This is a genomic window from Mesorhizobium sp. CAU 1741, assembly GCF_039839275.1.
Lineage (GTDB): Bacteria > Pseudomonadota > Alphaproteobacteria > Rhizobiales > Rhizobiaceae > Aerobium.
The window spans coordinates 876,356-893,028 of record NZ_JBDOQP010000001.1 but is presented as its reverse complement, the minus strand read 5'-3'; the positions used below and the strand labels follow the sequence as shown (position 1 = coordinate 893,028).

Genomic DNA, 16,673 nt, shown 5'->3' with positions numbered 1-16,673 from the left:
TCAGAAATGTCTGCACTCGCGGGGTCGCGGTCAAGTGGCATCCTCGGTGAACGCTCGCTGAATACGTGGTTCAGCCATCGTTCGAACGGCACTGGCCATAGTCGCATCGTTCTCGAGAGGAACGCCAAGCGATCAGGAGCACGACAATGAACACCAAGATCATCATCACCGCAGCCCTCGCCGCCGTCATGGGCCTCACCTCCGTTCCAGCCATGGCCAACGGCATCTGGCTGCAGCAACACGGCCACCGCAACGAAGCCGGCGGACGACAGACGGGCCACAACAACAATATCGGCGTCGATCAGGATGGGTGGCGCAACAGTGCCATTGGTAACCAGCGTGGCCGCGGCAACACCATCGCGATTGGCCAGAACGGCCGGCGGAACACCGCGCAGGCCAACCAGCGCGGGCGCTTCAACGAGGCAGGGGTCGCCCAGTTCGGCTCCAACCACAACGCCATCGTCATTCAGGATGGGCGCGGCAACATCACCGCCGGCGTCCAGGTGGGCGACGGATGCGCGGCCGATGTCAGGCAGACGGGCAGCGGCAATGTCTCTGCCTTCGTCCAGACATGCCGCTGACACGCAAACAGGCCACCCGGCAGGGAGGAAAACGATCCTCCCTGCCCGTCAAAGGAGTTCAGTCATGACCGTATCCAGCAAGCATCTGGCATTTGCCGCGCTCGGCCTCGCCGCCGTCGCGGGCACGGGGTTCGCATCCGCCGGCAATGACAGCGGCGCAGCACTGCACTGCGAGATCGTCGAGACGGCGTCAGCGGGCATGAGCGGCATCGAGGCGAGGGCGTCATCGCGCGAGCCAATGGCGGGCACCTACCGGCTCGTCGTCACCGGCCCGGGAGCAAACATCAACCAGGGCGGCGAATTCGAGACCCGCTCCGGGCAGACCGAGACACTCGGCTCCGTCATGCTCGGCGGCAATGGCGGTCCCTACAACGTCAGGCTCGAAGTGAAAGCGGGTGGCCGAACCTATGCCTGCGAAGACGTCATACGCCACCAGATATGAAGCGATCGCGAGCGCGCCTCGTCTTTGGGCAGCGCGCTCGCCGTGTTTCAGTCGGGCGAGCGATCGCCCTTGAGCGGAAAATACGCACGCCATGGCCTCGCCTCGTCGACGACTCGGGCGATCGACGGCCGCTCAAGCAACCGCGCGCGATACGCGTGCAACGCCTCGTAATTGGGCGCAATCGGGTAGGCCCAGTGAGCATAGAACAGCGCCGGGGCTGCGGAGCAGTCTGCAATGCCGAAAGTGTCGTTCGCAGCCCACCCCCTTCCCTTGAACCAACGCTCAAGCCACACATATGCCTTGTCCAGTGCTGCCGTCGCCTCGTCGGCGACGTGGGGGTCTCGCCTGTCTTCATCGCGCAGCACGTTGAAGACCATGCGCTGCATAGGTCCCTGGACATAGTCATCGAAGATGCTGTCCATCTGGCGCGCCTGGATCGCGAAGCGCGGATCGGCGGGCACCATTGGCGGCGCATCGCCATGATGAAGGTCGAGATACTCGATGATCGCTGCGGACTCGATGACCGTGCGATCTCCATCGACGAGGACCGGGAACTGCCCGGTCGGCGACAGCAGCTTGATTGCGTCGCTGTTTTCAGGGTGCTCGGGATCGACCATCAGGAACTCGAAGGGCACCTCACGCTCATAGAGCGCAATCAGCACCTTCCAATAGAAGGACGCGAACGGATGACCGTAGATGTGCAGCATTGCGTGCTCCGAAACCGCCCTCAGCTTTCCAGCTATTCATTCTGATTGCAATGCGCAATCGGTGGTCCTCATCTTAATGCCGGATGAACGGCCGGTTCCGATCCGGTTCAGCGCCCCAGGCATAGTCTCCTTGCATTGAATTCAACCAACGATCCAAGGAGACCAGAGATGACCCGCAAGCCCCTCGCCGCCGCGCTTACCGCCATCATCCTCGCAACATCCGCACTTGCGGCACCGGCGCAGGCCGGCGGCTCGCTGAGCATCAATCTGCAGCCGACCAACGCCGACCAGGAGCGTGCGATGCGTGCGGGTCTCGCGATCTATTCGATCGTCAACTCAGTCAAGAGCGGCGCCGCCGTCAGGCAGAACGGTCATGGCAATTCCGCAGGCGTCGCTCAGGACGGCCGGGGCAATTTCGGCGTCGTTCATCAGGACGGCAATGGCCACCAGGGCACGGTATCGCAACGCGGCAACGGCAACGCCTACGGCCTCTTCCAGTTCGGCCGGAACACCAGCGGCCATGTCGCGCAGAACGGCAATGGCCGCACGGGCGCGACATTCCAGTTCGGCTGGTAGCCCATCGCCTCGATGAAAGGGCCCGGAACGCTACGGGCCTTCGGCGCTGCAAGTTCTACCCGTTGGCGAGCTGGCTGCGATGCGCCCATCCGGTCATGCGCTTTTCCACCCAGGCCATGAGGGCGTACATTACGATACCTTCGATCGCCAGCATGATGAGGCCGGCAAAAACCAGCGGCACGTTGAACTGGCTTTGCGCCGCGGACATCATGTAGCCGAGGCCGGAATTGGCCGCGATCGTTTCCGAAATCACCGAACCGACGAAAGCCAGCGTGATCGCGATCTTCAATGAGCCGAAGAAATACGGCATCGACCGGGGAATGCCGACCTTGAGCATGATGTCGATCTTCTTCGCTCCAAGCGCACGCAGAACGTCCTCGGTCTCCGGCTCGATAGTCGCAAGGCCCGTGGCGACGTTGACGACAATCGGAAAGAACGCAATCAAAAAAGCGGTGAGCACGGCAGGGATCGTGCCGATGCCAAACCAGATGACCAGGATCGGCACGACCGCGACCTTGGGGATCGCGTTGAAGCCAACCATCAGCGGGTAGAGCCCCGCATAGATTACGCGTGACCAGCCCACCAGAAGCCCCAGCGCCAAGCCGCCGACCACGGCCAACCCGAAACCCAGCGTCGTCGTGAACAGCGTCTGGATCGAATGGCGCTGGATGGCGGGCCAGTACTGGTAGAGCGCACCGGCGATCGCCGAGGGTGCCGGCAGGATCGTCGGACGGATGTCGAACAGCCTGACACCCACTTCCCAGATCAGGAACAGACCGAGCGTGTAGATCCACGGCGCCAGCTTGATCCAGTTGAGCCCGGGCTTCTTTTCCTGCGCGCTCATGCCGCCTGCCTCGCATCCGCGATCTCGCCGCGCAACTCGTGGACCTTTTCCGTGAAGGCCGGCTGGTACATCAGTTCGAGATCGCGCGGACGAGGAAAGGCGATGCGGTGCTCGTGAAGCACCTTGCCAGGGCGCGCGCTCATGACGAACACCCTGTCCGCGAGGAAGGCCGCCTCGCGCAGATCATGGGTTACGAGCACGATGGTCACCTGCTGGGCTGCGTGCAGATCGCGGATGACTTGCCACAATTCCTCGCGCGTGAAGGCGTCGAGCGCGCCAAACGGCTCGTCGAGCATCAAGAGCTCCGGCTCGTGAATCAGTGCCCGGCACAGATTGGCGCGTTGCTGCATGCCGCCCGACAATTGCCACGGAAACTTGTCGCCGAACCCCTTCAGGCCGACGGTCTCGAGCAGCCGCTCTGCCTGCTCGACATACTCCGCCTTGTGCCGGCGCAGTCGCTTGCGGTGCCTCTCGACGATTTCCAGTGGCAGAAGGATGTTGTCGAGCGTCGTCCGCCACGGCAGCATCGTCGGGTTCTGGAACGCCATGCCGACGATGGAGATCGGTTTCGTCACCTGGGCGCCGGCCACTTTCACCACACCCGTCTGGGGAATATGAAGCCCCGTGACAAGCCGCATCAGGGTCGACTTGCCGCAGCCGGAAGGGCCCACCACCGCTGCGAATTCGCCCTTCTCGACATTCAACGTCAAGCCGGAGACGGCAAGCACGCCGCCTGCCCCGCCATAACGCATGTCGACGTTGTCGATCGTGACCAGATGGTCGGCCATCCAGATGCCCTCTCCTGCGCCTTTTCCCGCGCCTCCCGGTGGACAGCGCAGCGAAGGATGCCGCCTCCGGCTCCCGACGAGGAGACCAGGAGGCGGCAGTCCCGTCCCCTACTTGAACTGGCGCTCTTCGACCGGCGGCAGGTACTGCAGGTCGACGACATCTTCGGGCTTTACCTGCCCGCTCAGGTCCATCGAAACGGTGAGCTGCTCGAAGGCGCGGCCGAGCCGCTCCATGTCGATGCCGCCAAAGCCATTCTCCTGGACGTAAGGCGTGTTGATGTTCATCTCGTTTGCCATGGTGAGCCGCTCGATCTCGACATCGAGATCGAGGATGTCGTTGCGCGTGAGGACCGCGGCGGCTCCCGCGGCAGGATCTGCAACGGCATCTGCAAAGCCCTTGGCGAGCGCGCGCAGGAAGCCCTTGACCGCATCGGGATTGGCCTCGGCGAACTCCGTGTTCACGAGGATGGCGTTGCCATAGAGATCAAGACCGTTTTCGGCCATCAGTATCGGCACGATATCCTCTTCCGGCACGCCTTGGGCCTTGAGGTTGAGCACGACGGAGAAGGCAAAGCCGAAGACGGCGTCGACCTCGCCTTGCGCCAGCATCGGCTCGCGCACCGGGAAGCCGATGCTCTCGATGGTAATGTCGGAGGTGTCGATGCCGGCAATGTCGACGAACGCCGGCCACTGGGCGAACGCGCCGTCCGGCGGCGGTGCACCGAGTGTCTTGCCTTCAAGCGACTTGGGATCTTCGGTGATGCCCAACGACTTGCGGCCGACGACCGAGAATGTCGGCACGTCATAGACCATCATGACCGCCTTGACGGCCTGGCCGGGGTCCTGGTCGAGGAACTTGATCAGCGAATTGATGTCGCCGAAGCCCATCTGATACGTGCCCGTGGCGACACGCGGAATGGCCTCGACCGAGCCGGCGCCGGTGTCGATGGTGACGTTAAGCCCCTCTTCTTCGAAGTAGCCATTGTCCTGGGCCAGGAAGAAGCCTGCCGAAGGCCCCTCGAAACGCCAATCGAGCGTGAAGGCTATGTCCGTCTGCGCAGCAGCAGGCGTGGCGGCCGCACCGACAAGAATGCCGCCCGCCAGCATCGTGGCGGCCAGTGAAAACGTTCTACGTGTGAACATCGACGACCCTCTGGATTTAGTCTTTTGTTGTGAGCGTCCATGAAACAGCGCGCCATGGTACTTGGCAAGTCCCATGCACACCTATTCGGCATGGAAATGGATTGCCCATTCCACGCGCATGCGTGATGAAAACGCTGGCAAACCGAGGGATAATTCGGAGATAACAAGTCTATCGAACGGGCAACTCGCGCCTCGTGCTGCCGGTTGAAAGTCTTTCGCAAAAAACCGAATGGGTGAACATGACCTTCGAGCGCCAGCAACGCCTGCATTCTCCGACCGGCGCAACGCTCAATCTTCTGGTTGCCCTGCCCGCCGAAGCGCCCCGCGCAATCGTTCAGATCAATCACGGCTTGGCCGAGCACGCCGCACGATATGCGCGCTTTGCATCATTTCTCACGTCCCGAGGCTTTGCGGTCTATGTGCACGATCATCGCGGCCACGGCCATACAAGCGCACCCGATGCGCCGTTGGGCTCGTTCGGGAAAGAACCCGCATTAGACAAAGTTATGGACGATGTGCTCGCCGTCCACGATTTGATTGCAAGTGAACACCCGGGCACACCGGTGATCGTCTTCGGACATTCGATGGGCGCGCTCATTGCACTGAACTTCGTGTCCAGGCATCCGCGAAGCGTGGCCGGCGCTGCCATATGGAATGCCACGTTGAGCGCAGGACTTGCAGGCCGGGCCGCTCAGGCAGTGCTTGCCTGGGAACGATTCCGCCTTGGATCCGACGTACCCTCACGCATGATGCCGAAGCTGACATTCGCCACCTGGGGCAATCAGGTGTCGGACGGCAGGACCGCATTCGACTGGCTTTCGCGTGATCACGATGAAGTCGACAGATATGTCGCGGATCCGCTGTGCGGGTGGGATGCGTCGGTAGGAATGTGGAAGGCGATCTTCGACCTCATCTTCCAGGCCGCGGACGAGAGAAATTTCGATGCCGTTCCTCGCGACATGCCGTTCCACCTCGTTGGTGGCGGGATGGACCCTTCCACCGGGCGAGGAAAGGTCGTCGAAGGGCTCGCGACCCGGATGCGCCGGACGGGCTTTTCGAATCTCGTTTCAACGATTTATCCGCAGAACCGCCACGAATCCCTCAACGAGTTGAATCGCGATCTCATCATGGCAGATTTCGCCGACTGGGCAGAACGGCAGGTCGTCGTCAGGACTCGGAATGATGCGGAATCCTCATGAAGCTATTCGGAGTTTTCGGTTAACCCCGGGTGTGCGATCTGCTAGGCAGCCTCAACAGCAAGAGGAGGCTGACCCCCATGGCCGAACCGCCGCTCAAGGGCATACGCGTGATCGAGCTCGCCCGCATCCTGGCGGGCCCCTGGGCCGGCCAGGTGCTGGCCGATCTCGGTGCGGACGTCATCAAGGTCGAGAATCCCGACGGCGGCGACGACACGCGCAAGTGGGGACCTCCCTTCGTCATGAGCCAAGACGGCGAGAATCTTTCCGCGGCCTATTACCACTCCACAAATCGCGGCAAACGTTCGGTCGCGATCGACTTCTCCACCCCGGAAGGGGCGGAGACAATTCGCCAGCTCGTCGCCACCGCAGACATATTGCTGGAAAATTTCAAGTTCGGCGGCCTCAAGAAATACGGTCTCGACTATGAGAGCCTGAAGGCGATCAATCCGCGTCTCATCTATTGCTCCATCACCGGTTTCGGCCAGGATGGCCCGTACGCGCCGCGCGCAGGCTACGACTTCATTATCCAGGGTATCGGCGGGCTGATGTCGATCACCGGCGAGCCGGGCGGCGAACCGCAGAAGGTGGGTGTTGCGGTCTCCGATGTCTTTACCGGGCTCTATTCGGTCATCGCGATCCAGGCGGCGTTGCGCCATGTGGAGCAGACCGGCGAAGGCCAGTATATCGACATGGCGCTGCTCGATACGCAGGTTTCGATCCTCGGCAACCAGAACCTGAACTATCTCGTCTCCGGCAATGCGCCCGTACAGATGGGCAATGCCCACATGAACATCGCACCCTACGAGGTGCTTCCGGTGAAGGACGGCTTCTTCATTCTCGCAGTCGGCAATGACGGCCAGTTCCAGCGCTTCTGCAAGGTGGTCGGGCTCGACGCCATGACCACCGATCCGGACTTCGCGACCAATCCGACGCGGGTCACCAATCGTGTCCGACTGCGCGAGACGCTTGTCGCGACGCTTGCGCAATGGGAGCGCGAGAAGCTGCTGCCGCTGCTGGATGCCGCCTCCGTTCCCGCCAGCCCGATCAACAACATCGCCGAGATGTTCGAGGATCCGCAAGTGATCGCGCGTGGCATGCGGGTGGACCTGGACGACGGAATGGGCAACACGCTCCCGTCCGTGCGTGCGCCCATGGTGATGCACGGCACCCCCCTGAAATATGATCGCCCGTCGCCGCGCCTCGGCCAGCATACGGATGAAATCCTCGCGGAACTGCAGGAGAAAGCGAAATGAGAACCGGCGGACAATTGATCGTCGACGCGCTGGAGGCAAACGGTGTCGACCGCCTCTTCTGCGTTCCCGGCGAGAGCTATCTCGCAGTGCTCGACGCGCTGCACGATTCCAGCATCGAAACAGTGATCTGCCGCCAGGAAGGCGGTGCCGCGATGATGGCTGACTGTCACGGCCGCCTGACGGGAAAGCCGGGCATCTGCTTCGTCACGCGCGGCCCCGGCGCCACCAATGCGTCAGCCGGCGTGCATATCGCGCGGCAGGATTCCGTGCCGATGCTGCTGTTCATCGGCCAGGTCGCCCGCGACATGAAGGAGCGCGAGGCGTTCCAGGAAGTCGACTACAAGGCGTTCTACGGCTCGATCGCCAAATGGGTGGTCGAGATAGACGACGCCACCCGCATTCCGGAACTTCTTACCCGAGCCTTCGCTGTCGCCACCTCCGGCCGTCCTGGCCCGGTGGTCATTTCCCTGCCTGAGGACATGCTGACCGACGAGGTCGAGGCCGTGGCTGCCCTGCCCTATACCCCGGTTGAAACCAGGCCCGGACAGCCGGAGATGGATGCCCTTGCCGCGCTGCTCGATAAGGCCGAGAGGCCGTTCGTCATTCTTGGCGGCACGCGCTGGACCGAAGCATCCATCAAGCAGATGTGCGCCTCGCTGGAGCGGTGGTCGCTGCCGGCAGGCTGCTCGTTCCGCAGGCAGGCGCTCTGCGATCAGCTCCATTCGAGCTACGCCGGCGATGTCGGCATCGGCATCAATCCGAAGCTGGGCAAATACATCAAGGAATCGGACCTCGTCCTGCTGGTAGGCTGCCGGTTCGGCGAGATGCCATCCTCGAGCTACACGCTGTTGAAGAGCCCGTATCCCGACCAGACGCTGGTGCACGTCTATCCCGACCCGCATGAACTCGGGCGCGTCTACCGGCCCACCGTCGCCATCAACGCCACGCCGGCCGCGTTCGCGGAAGCCTTTGCCGGGACGTCGCCGGCCAAGTCTCCGGTCTGGGCAAATCGCACCGAGGAACTCCACCAGAGCTATCTGGAGTGGTCGACGCCGCCGGCCACGGGCCCGGGTGACGTGCATATGGGGCCGATCATGTCGTATCTCGAAGAGGTGCTGCCGGAAGACGTCATCATCTGCAACGGCGCCGGCAACTTCGCCACGTGGATGCACCGCTACCACCGGCATCGCCGCTTCAACACCCAGGCCGCCCCGACCTCCGGCTCCATGGGCTACGGGATGCCCGCCGGCGTCGCCGCCAAGCACATCTTCCGCGACCGCGAAGTCATCGTCTGGGCCGGCGACGGCGACTTCATGATGCACGGGCAGGAGTTCGCCACGGCTGTGCAATACCACCTGCCGGTCATCGTCGTCATTCTCAACAACGGCATCTACGGCACCATCCGCATGCACCAGGAACGCGAATATCCCGGTCGCGTGTCCGGTACGTCGTTGCAGAACCCCGACTTCGCCGCCTATGCCCGTGCCTTCGGTGGCCACGGCGAGACTGTCGAGAGGACGGCCGACTTCGCGCCTGCCTTCGAGCGAGCCCGCGCGAGCGGCAAGCCATCGATTATCGAGATCAAGCTCGATCCCGAGGCAATTACGCCAACGAAGACGCTGAGCGATATCAGGTCGGGGAAGTAGGCGTCACGCCGCGTCGAAGTCGAGCACCAGCCGCTTTGAGGTCGGCCGCGTCTGGCAGGCCAGGGTGAAGCCGGCTTCGACCTCCCACGGCTGGAGGGAGTAGTTGACGGCCATCTCGGCGTCGCCCTCGGCCACGCGGCAGCGGCAGGTGCAGCACATGCCGCCGGCGCAGGAATAGGGAATTTCCAGCCCGGCGCGATGTGCGGCGTCGAGAACGTTGGCATCAGCGTCGCCCATTGGAAAGCTGCGGCGCACGCCGTCGAGAACGATTTCGATGCTCACGCCCTCCTCGGCGGCTTCTCGGGCCGCAGCCGAGCGCGGACGTGGCTTTGGTGCATCGCCTGACGGGGTGAAACGTTCGAAGCGCACGCGGTCGTCATCGATGCCCAGCGATTTCAGGCGCGCCGACACATCATCGATCATCTCGCCTGGACCGCACAGAAAGATCCCGTCTGCCGAAGCAAGGTCGATCAAGCCGCGCTCCGCCAGTTGTGCGATGCGCGCCCCGTCTATGCGACCGTTGAAAAGATCCACGTCCTGCGCTTCGCGCGACAGCAGATGGATGACCGAAAAGCGGCGCATGTGCCGATCCTTCAGATCCTCCAGTTCCTCGCGAAACATGATCGTGTCGGTCGAACGATTGCCGTAGATCAAAGTGACCGTGCTGTCGGGCTCGTGATTGAGCACGGTCTTTGCGATCGACAGCATGGGCGTAATCCCGGAGCCCGCCGCGATGAGGACGTAGTCATGCCTCTCTCCGACGAGAGAGGTGAACCGCCCCTCCGGCGGCATCACGCGGATGACGTCGCCGACCGCCAGCTTCTCATTGACGAAGCTGGAGAAGCGTCCGTCCGCGACCCGCTTGACGCCGACCCGCAACGTCGCCTCGCCCGGCGCCGAGCAGATCGAATAGGAGCGCCGCGCTTCCCTTCCGTCGATCTCGGCCGACAGGGTCAGATACTGGCCAGGGCGGAAGGAAAATGCCTCCTTGAGTTCATCGGGAACGTCGAAGGCGACGGCAACCGCCTCCGGCGTCTCACGGGCAATCGCCGACACTTTCAGCTCATGGAATCTCGATGCCATCGGCCTGCCTAGATGCACTTGAAATAGTCGAACGGTTCCCGGCACGTCGCACAGCGATAGAGCGCCTTGCATGCCGTGGACCCGAACTCGGAAACGCGCTCGGTTTCGGACGAGCCACATCGCGGGCAATCGACCTGCGTCTCGCCAAACAGCGCACGGATCGAATTGGACGCGCGTGCCGGCGGCGCGATCCCGTATTCGCGGAGCTTGGAGCGGCCTTCAGCGGTAATCCACTCCGTCGTCCAGGCGGGCGAAAACACCCGCTCGACCCGCGCTTCGAATCCGGCATCCCGCAAGGCGGCCTCGACCGCGAGTTCGATCGCCAGTACGGCAGGACAACCGGAATAGGTCGGGGTAACCCGGGCAACCGCGACGCCATCCTCGATCTCGACTGCGCGAAGGATGCCGAGATCGGCCACCGTCACGCAGGGCACTTCCGGGTCGGGCACGGATGCGGCGGCCGCCCATGCTGCCCTAGCCATCTCCGCGCTCTCAACGGCGATGCTCACCATGTCGCTCCCGGATAGGTCCGCTGCATGTGTTGCAACTCGGCCAGCAGGAACCCCATCGCTTCGCCATGGCGCCCCTGACGGCCGCCTGACTGCGGCCATGCAGCCTCCGGCATGTCGAGGAACGCCTCGGCGAAGACGCGCTCGATCGTTGCCGTGAATGCCGGACGCAAATCGTCAAGCCGCGGCGCGATGCCCTCCTCCGCGATCGCCTCGCTGACCGGGTCTGTCTCGAAAAGTTCATCTACGTAGGGCGCCAGTGCCTCTACCGCATCGGCCATGCGACGCGCGCTTTCCTCCGTGCCGTCGCCGAGCCGGATCACCCACTCGCCGCAATGGCGGACATGATAGGCAAGTTCCTTGACCGCCTTTGCAGCGATGCCCGCCAGCGTCGCGTCAGCGGACGCGGACGCCCGCTCCCAGAAAGGATGCATGAAGGCGGCGAAGTAGAGCTGGCGCAGCATCGTATGGGCGAAATCGCCGTTGGGGCGTTCGACCATGAGGCAGTTCAGATATTCGCGCTCGCGCCGCAGATAGGCCAGATCGTCCTCGCTGCGCCCCTTGCCCTCGACCTCGCCGGCATACTGGTAGAGAGCCCGCGCCTGCCCGATCAGGTCCAGCGCGATGTTGGGCATGGCGAGGTCTTCTTCAAGCATCGGCGCGTGGCCACACCATTCCGAAAGGCGATGACCGAGGATGAGATGATCGTCTGCAAGCCTGAGCAGGAAGGTCGTGAGAACCTCGGGCGGGACCGTCATCACATGTGTCCCACTTCGTCGGGGATGTCGTAGAACGTCGGGTGGCGATACACCTTTGACATTGCGGGTTCGAAATTCTCGTCCTTGTGCTCCGGATCCGATGCGACGATCGTCGCCGACGGCACGACCCATATGGAGACGCCCTCGCCGCGCCGCGTGTAGACGTCACGCGCCGCCTGCAGAGCCATCACCTCATCGGCAGCATGGACTGAGCCGCAATGCTTGTGTGCAAGCCCGTTGCGCGGGCGGATGAAGACTTCCCAAAGCGGGATTTCGTTCTTTGCCATGGTTGCCTCCTACTCCGCCGCCAATCTTGCCGCCTCGCGGCGCGCCTTGCGTTTCTCGGCGTGCGCCAGCGCCGCCTCACGCACCCATGTGCCTTCGTCCCACGCCTTGCGACGTGCCTCGAGCCGTTCCTTGTTCATCGGCCCCCCGCCCTTGACCACGCGCCAGAATTCGTCCCAGTCGATCGGTCCGAAATCGTAGGAGCCGCGCTCCTCGTTCCACTTCAACTCGGGATCGGGAACCGAGAGCCCGAGCACCTCTGCCTGCGGAACGGTCGCGTCGACGAATTGCTGGCGCAGCTCGTCATTGGTGAAGCGCTTGATCTTCCAACGCATCGACTGGTCGCCGTGCTGGCTCTCGGTGTCGTGCGGCCCGAACATCATCAGCGAGGGCCACCACCACCGGTTCAGCGCATCCTGCGCAAGTTCCTTCTGCTCAGCGGTGCCGCGAGACAGCGTCAGCATGATCTCGTAGCCTTGGCGCTGGTGAAAGCTCTCTTCCTTGCAGACGCGGATCATGGCGCGCGCATAGGGACCGTAGGAGCAGCGGCACAGCGGAATCTGGTTCATGATGGCCGCGCCATCGACCAGCCAGCCGATGGCACCGATATCCGCCCAGGTCAGCGTCGGGTAATTGAAGATGGAGGAGTATTTCGCCTTGCCGGCAAGCAGTTCCTCGGTCATCTGCTCGCGCGAAACGCCCAGCGTCTCGGCGGCGGAATAGAGGTAGAGGCCATGACCGCCCTCGTCTTGCACCTTAGCAAGCAGGGCAGCCTTGCGTCGAAGAGACGGCGCGCGCGTGATCCAGTTGCCCTCGGGCAACATGCCGACGATCTCCGAATGCGCATGCTGACCAATCTGGCGCACCAGAGTTCGCCGATACCCCTCCGGCATCGGGTCGTTGGGCTCGATCTTCTCCTCCGCGTCAATGCGCTTCTGGAAGGCGTCGAGAAAGGCTTGGTCTTCGGCGCTCTCTGTCTTCGCGCCGATCAGTCCCTGGCTGTACATCGCATCTCCTCCATGCTCGGATAATGGCACATCCCAGCATTGGGTTATATGTAACAAAAATTCGCTCAGCGCGCAAGTTTTCGTAACACATTGAGGAGGAACGATGTCGCAGCCATTCGACCTGCAGGAAGCCGAGGAGACACTTGCCAAGGTCTTTGCACCCTGGATCGTCGAGCTGGGGCTGAAGCCCGTGGCGTTCGATGCCAAGGGAGGAAGCTTCGTGCTTCCCCGCAACGATCGGCTGGTTCACATCGGCGGCGTCATCTGCGGCCAGGCCACGGCCTCGGCTGCGGATACTGCAGCCGTCGTCACGCTCGCCGCCCTCAATGGACGCATGCGCATGTGCACGACGGTGGACCTGACGACACATTTCATTCGCCCCCTCAAGCCCGGCGACGTGGATATCCGCGTCGACGTGCTCTCGAACGGCAAGCGCATGGCCTATACGCGCGTCGAAATGCGCGCTTCCGGTGACGAGCGTGTTGCGGTGACGGCAGCGTCCGCCTTCGCCTATCTCGAGGACTAGCGCCAGCGCGTGGCGAAGCGCGCAGGATCGGCGACAGGCGGCAGTTCCGCCTTGTCCAGCCAGTCTTCGCTCGGCGTGGCCAGCCGCGCATAGATCTCACCGGCGGTGTGGCGTGCAGCCTCCGCCGGCCAATCCGCTGGTAGAAGCGCCGCAGGCAGTCCCGGATCGCGCAGCACGATCCTTCGCCAGTCATGGATCAGCAACGTGCGGGCGGCCATAGCATCGATGCCGCGCAGCACCGCACCGCCATTGAGTGCCTCCTTCAGCGGTGCAAAGGATGCCGCGAAGGCAAGATAGGCTTCCGCGATTTCCTGGGCCGGCCAGAGCGCGCGGATGGCCTCGGGGTGCTCCGCACTTTCCCCATGAATAACGAGCATGTCGGCCAGTTCCGCACGCGCATCCGTGGCGTCTTCGGTTTCGGCGCGCAGGAAGACGGCACCATTGACGCGCACGAAACCGTGGCTGGCAAGATCGACGCCGTTGGAGCTCCCGGGAGGCGCGATGGCGACCGTCCATTTGCCGGCCCACCCTGGTGGCGCACCTGCATAGATGCGCCGGGTAGCAAGGTCGAATGCGTGCCGGCCATGCGCATCAAGGCTGAAGTAGGAATTGCGGCCCTGCCGCTCGCGCGTCACCCAGCGGTCACTCGCCAGCCGGGACATGGCGGTGCGCAATGCGCCCGGCTCGATGCGAAGCCTCTCGATGATTTCCTGCAACGTGGCGAGCGCGACGCGCCCGCCACGCGGCACGATCGCGTCGCCGAAAATCGTGACCACCAGCGACCACACACGCAACCGGCCCTGTTCGTGCAGGCGGTCGATCAGTGCGTCGAGCACGGCGGTTGCTGGTTTGTCGGCTTGGCTCATTGCCGCATGAGATGCCACGCCGGATGCGCGGCTGGCAAGCTCAGCGCGGAAGGCTTCTGAGACCGCCGACGAGCAGGCGTGTGGCGAGCCTTGCATATTCGTCGCGGCTGACCGGGCCACCGTCACGGAACCACATATAGACCCAGTTCAGCATCCCGAAGAGGCTCATCGTGACGGGCTTGAGGAGCGCGCGGCCTTCGAACGCTTCCGGATCGACGGCACGCACCGCCTCGGCGAACAGCACGACCAGGCGACGCTCGAGGGTCTTGAGCTGCTCCTGCTGGTCGTCCGGCAACAGCGCCAGTGTGGTCAGTTGCACCTTGTGCTCGGCATCGGCGTCGCGATAGGCCTCCAGGAGAGCCGCGACGAGCAATTCGAGCCGGTCCTCCGGCGGCAGTGTGGCATCATCTGCTTCCTCCACCGCTTCAACCAAAGCCGCCAGGTGATTCTGGATCATGTCGAAAAGCAGCGCTTCCTTCGACGCATAGTAGTGATAGAGCAACGCCTTCGACACGCCGCATTCCGACGCGAGCGTGGCCATCGAGGCGCGATCGTAACCATCGCGCGCAAAGACCATGGCGGCACGATGCAGGATCGCGTCGCGCTTTTCGTCATGGTCCTTGGCGCGCGTGCGGGCCATCAGATCTTCGGCCGGTTATCGAGAATGCGTACCGCCTTGCCCTGGCTTCGGGCGACCGTCTCCGGCTCGGTAACGTCGACACGCACGGACACGCCGACCACGTCCTTGATGCGCACCACCAGATCAGCGGCCGCCACGCGTCGCGCCTCGTCGACGGCATGGCCCAGTGCCGCCTCGACATGAACCACCATCTCGTCCATGCGCCCCTCGCGCAGCAACTCGATCTGGAAATGCGGGGCAAGCCCCCTGACCTTGAGGATCTGCTCCTCGATCTGCGTGGGAAACACGTTGACCCCGCGCAGGATCATCATGTCGTCGGAACGCCCGGTGATCTTTTCCATGCGCCGCATGCTGCGCGCCGTTCCTGCAAGCAGGCGTGTCAGGTCCCTCGTGCGATAGCGAATAATCGGGAACGCTTCCTTGGTCAGCGATGTGAACACCAGTTCACCCTTCTCGCCATCCGGCAGGACCGCCCCGGTTTCGGGATCGATCACTTCCGGATAGAAATGATCTTCCCAGATATGGAGACCGTCCTTGGTCTCGACGCACTCGTTCGCAACGCCCGGTCCCATCACCTCCGACAGCCCATAGATGTCGACGGCATGCATGTCGAACGCATCCTCGATCTCCGCCCGCATGGCGTTCGTCCAAGGCTCTGCGCCGAAGATGCCGACCTGCAGCGGACTCTTGCGCGGATCGAGGCCCTGCGCGCGATACTCATCGAGGATAGACAGCATGTAGGACGGCGTCACCATGATGGTGGTCGCCTGGAAATCCTCGATCAGCGTCACCTGGCGCTGGGTCATGCCGCCAGATACCGGCACCACCGTGCAGCCCAGCCGCTCGGCGCCGTAATGCGCACCGAGACCGCCGGTAAACAAGCCGTAGCCATAGGAGACGTGGACGATGTCGCCCGGGCGCGTCCCCGATGCCCGCATCGAGCGGGCGACGCATTCGGCCCACACATCGAGGTCGTTCTTCGTGTAGCCGACGACGGTCGGCTTGCCGGTGGTACCGGATGAAGCATGAACGCGAAGCACCTTCTCCCGCGGCACAGCGAACATGCCGAACGCGTAATTGTCGCGCAGGTCTGATTTCACGGTGAAGGGAAACCGTCTCAGGTCCGCCAGAGAGGCCAGGTCGTCCGGGTGGACGCCCGCCGCGTCGAAACTCTTGCGATAATGCGGCACGTTTTCGTAGGCGTGCGCCAGCGACCATTTGAGGCGATGCAGCTGCAGCGCGGCGATCTCGTCGCGCGATGCGATTTCGATCGGGTCGAGGTCTTCCTTTCTCGGCGTCAAATCCTTCATGACACGGCTCCTCCCGCGACGTTTTCCTCGAAATGCCTGCCTTCTATCGTGCGCGATGCGCCGCGAAACTCGGCGATGAGATTGCCATGCTGGTCGCTGACGCGGACGTCGCAGATGCCTGACCGACCGAAAAGCGCGATCTCCCGCGCAACTGCCGTCAGCCGGTCGCCGAGCCGGCCCGGCGCGACGTAGGTGATCGTGTTGTGCTGGGCGACGGCGATGCGATTGTGCGAATTGCAGGCGAAGGCAAATGCGGAATCGGCGAGCGTGAATATGTAGCCGCCATGGCAGATGTCATGCCCGTTGGTGTGATGACTCTCGACGGTGAACGATGTCGTCGCGGTCCCGGGCCCCACCGCGTCGAGGCTCATCCCGAGCCATTTCGAAGCGTCATCCCTCGCCCACATCGCCTCCGCGCTTCGGCGCGCAACTTCCTCCGCATTCAACGTCATGCGATCCTCCCTTCGCCAACGACAGCAGACTTGCATAAACCGGCCGGCCGGTCAATAA

The 16,673-nt window shown here is 63.2% G+C and carries 20 protein-coding genes; 7 read left to right on the top strand and 13 right to left on the bottom strand.

The window, feature by feature from the left end; translation table 11 throughout:
* Window positions 1-146: 146 nt before the first annotated feature.
* Complete coding sequence (locus tag AAFN84_RS04245; protein ID WP_347513257.1) at window positions 147-581, top strand: curlin; 435 nt, start codon at window positions 147-149, stop codon at window positions 579-581.
* A gap of 64 nt (window positions 582-645) precedes the next feature.
* Entirely contained in the window at window positions 646-1,023 is a 378-nt protein-coding gene (gene csgH, locus AAFN84_RS04240; RefSeq protein ID WP_347513256.1) for a curli-like amyloid fiber formation chaperone CsgH, read from the top strand.
* A 47-nt stretch (window positions 1,024-1,070) separates the two neighbouring features.
* On the opposite strand, the gene AAFN84_RS04235 is transcribed toward csgH, so the two are convergent.
* On the bottom strand, window positions 1,071-1,730 hold the full coding sequence (locus tag AAFN84_RS04235) for a glutathione S-transferase family protein (protein WP_347513255.1): 660 nt from the start codon (window positions 1,728-1,730) through the stop codon (window positions 1,071-1,073).
* Window positions 1,731-1,898: 168 nt separating this feature from the next.
* On the opposite strand from AAFN84_RS04235, the gene AAFN84_RS04230 reads away from it, so the two are divergent.
* Window positions 1,899-2,306, top strand: a complete 408-nt coding sequence (locus tag AAFN84_RS04230) for a curlin (protein WP_347513254.1) — start codon at window positions 1,899-1,901, stop codon at window positions 2,304-2,306.
* A 55-nt stretch (window positions 2,307-2,361) separates the two neighbouring features.
* Here the strand turns inward: AAFN84_RS04230 and AAFN84_RS04225 are convergent, their stop codons facing one another.
* From AAFN84_RS04225 to AAFN84_RS04215, 3 genes are all read right to left on the bottom strand, one after another.
* Window positions 2,362-3,150 carry an ABC transporter permease gene (locus AAFN84_RS04225; protein WP_347513253.1) on the bottom strand — a complete coding sequence of 263 codons (789 nt, stop codon included), beginning with the start codon at window positions 3,148-3,150 and terminating at the stop codon, window positions 2,362-2,364.
* Window positions 3,147-3,938: an ABC transporter ATP-binding protein gene (locus AAFN84_RS04220; protein WP_347513252.1), complete on the bottom strand. Its 792-nt coding sequence runs from the start codon at window positions 3,936-3,938 to the stop codon at window positions 3,147-3,149. Before AAFN84_RS04220 ends, AAFN84_RS04225 begins: the two co-directional genes overlap by 4 nt.
* 108 nt (window positions 3,939-4,046) lie before the next feature.
* Entirely contained in the window at window positions 4,047-5,045 is a 999-nt protein-coding gene (locus AAFN84_RS04215; protein ID WP_347513788.1) for an ABC transporter substrate-binding protein, read from the bottom strand.
* 275 nt (window positions 5,046-5,320) lie between these two features.
* On the opposite strand from AAFN84_RS04215, the gene AAFN84_RS04210 reads away from it, so the two are divergent.
* From AAFN84_RS04210 to AAFN84_RS04200, 3 genes are all read left to right on the top strand, one after another.
* Window positions 5,321-6,280, top strand: coding sequence for an alpha/beta hydrolase (locus tag AAFN84_RS04210; RefSeq protein WP_347513251.1), 960 nt, complete (start codon window positions 5,321-5,323; stop codon window positions 6,278-6,280).
* Window positions 6,281-6,357: 77 nt separating this feature from the next.
* Entirely contained in the window at window positions 6,358-7,533 is a 1,176-nt protein-coding gene (locus AAFN84_RS04205; protein ID WP_347513250.1) for a CaiB/BaiF CoA-transferase family protein, read from the top strand.
* Window positions 7,530-9,179: a thiamine pyrophosphate-binding protein gene (locus tag AAFN84_RS04200; RefSeq protein WP_347513249.1), complete on the top strand. Its 1,650-nt coding sequence runs from the start codon at window positions 7,530-7,532 to the stop codon at window positions 9,177-9,179. Before AAFN84_RS04205 ends, AAFN84_RS04200 begins: the two co-directional genes overlap by 4 nt.
* A gap of 3 nt (window positions 9,180-9,182) precedes the next feature.
* On the opposite strand, the gene paaE is transcribed toward AAFN84_RS04200, so the two are convergent.
* The 5 genes from paaE to paaA are packed head-to-tail and all read right to left on the bottom strand — an operon-like array spanning window position 9,183 to window position 12,821.
* Entirely contained in the window at window positions 9,183-10,262 is a 1,080-nt protein-coding gene (gene paaE / locus AAFN84_RS04195) for a 1,2-phenylacetyl-CoA epoxidase subunit PaaE (RefSeq protein WP_347513248.1), read from the bottom strand.
* A gap of 8 nt (window positions 10,263-10,270) precedes the next feature.
* Complete coding sequence (paaD, locus tag AAFN84_RS04190) at window positions 10,271-10,774, bottom strand: 1,2-phenylacetyl-CoA epoxidase subunit PaaD (protein ID WP_347513247.1); 504 nt, start codon at window positions 10,772-10,774, stop codon at window positions 10,271-10,273.
* Window positions 10,768-11,529, bottom strand: a complete 762-nt coding sequence (gene paaC, locus AAFN84_RS04185) for a 1,2-phenylacetyl-CoA epoxidase subunit PaaC (RefSeq protein WP_347513246.1) — start codon at window positions 11,527-11,529, stop codon at window positions 10,768-10,770. Before paaC ends, paaD begins: the two co-directional genes overlap by 7 nt.
* The gene (gene paaB, locus AAFN84_RS04180; protein ID WP_347513245.1) at window positions 11,529-11,816 is read right to left on the bottom strand and encodes a 1,2-phenylacetyl-CoA epoxidase subunit PaaB; all 288 of its coding nucleotides are present in this window, start codon (window positions 11,814-11,816) and stop codon (window positions 11,529-11,531) included. The genes paaC and paaB overlap by 1 nt, the downstream gene beginning before the upstream one ends.
* A 9-nt stretch (window positions 11,817-11,825) precedes the next feature.
* On the bottom strand, window positions 11,826-12,821 hold the full coding sequence (paaA, locus tag AAFN84_RS04175; protein ID WP_347513244.1) for a 1,2-phenylacetyl-CoA epoxidase subunit PaaA: 996 nt from the start codon (window positions 12,819-12,821) through the stop codon (window positions 11,826-11,828).
* A 103-nt stretch (window positions 12,822-12,924) separates the two neighbouring features.
* On the opposite strand from paaA, the gene AAFN84_RS04170 reads away from it, so the two are divergent.
* A complete protein-coding gene (locus AAFN84_RS04170) occupies window positions 12,925-13,347 on the top strand; it encodes a PaaI family thioesterase (protein WP_347513243.1) in 423 nt (140 codons plus the stop codon).
* On the opposite strand, the gene AAFN84_RS04165 is transcribed toward AAFN84_RS04170, so the two are convergent.
* From AAFN84_RS04165 to paaI, 4 genes are read right to left on the bottom strand one after another with little or no spacing between them, the layout of a single operon-like run.
* On the bottom strand, window positions 13,344-14,213 hold the full coding sequence (locus tag AAFN84_RS04165) for a PaaX family transcriptional regulator C-terminal domain-containing protein (protein WP_347513242.1): 870 nt from the start codon (window positions 14,211-14,213) through the stop codon (window positions 13,344-13,346). The genes AAFN84_RS04170 and AAFN84_RS04165 overlap by 4 nt on opposite strands.
* Window positions 14,214-14,253: 40 nt before the next feature.
* The gene (locus AAFN84_RS04160) at window positions 14,254-14,853 is read right to left on the bottom strand and encodes a TetR/AcrR family transcriptional regulator (protein WP_347513241.1); all 600 of its coding nucleotides are present in this window, start codon (window positions 14,851-14,853) and stop codon (window positions 14,254-14,256) included.
* Complete coding sequence (gene paaK / locus AAFN84_RS04155; protein WP_347513240.1) at window positions 14,853-16,163, bottom strand: phenylacetate--CoA ligase PaaK; 1,311 nt, start codon at window positions 16,161-16,163, stop codon at window positions 14,853-14,855. Before paaK ends, AAFN84_RS04160 begins: the two co-directional genes overlap by 1 nt.
* Entirely contained in the window at window positions 16,160-16,615 is a 456-nt protein-coding gene (paaI, locus tag AAFN84_RS04150; RefSeq protein WP_347513239.1) for a hydroxyphenylacetyl-CoA thioesterase PaaI, read from the bottom strand. Before paaI ends, paaK begins: the two co-directional genes overlap by 4 nt.
* Window positions 16,616-16,673: the final 58 nt, after the last annotated feature.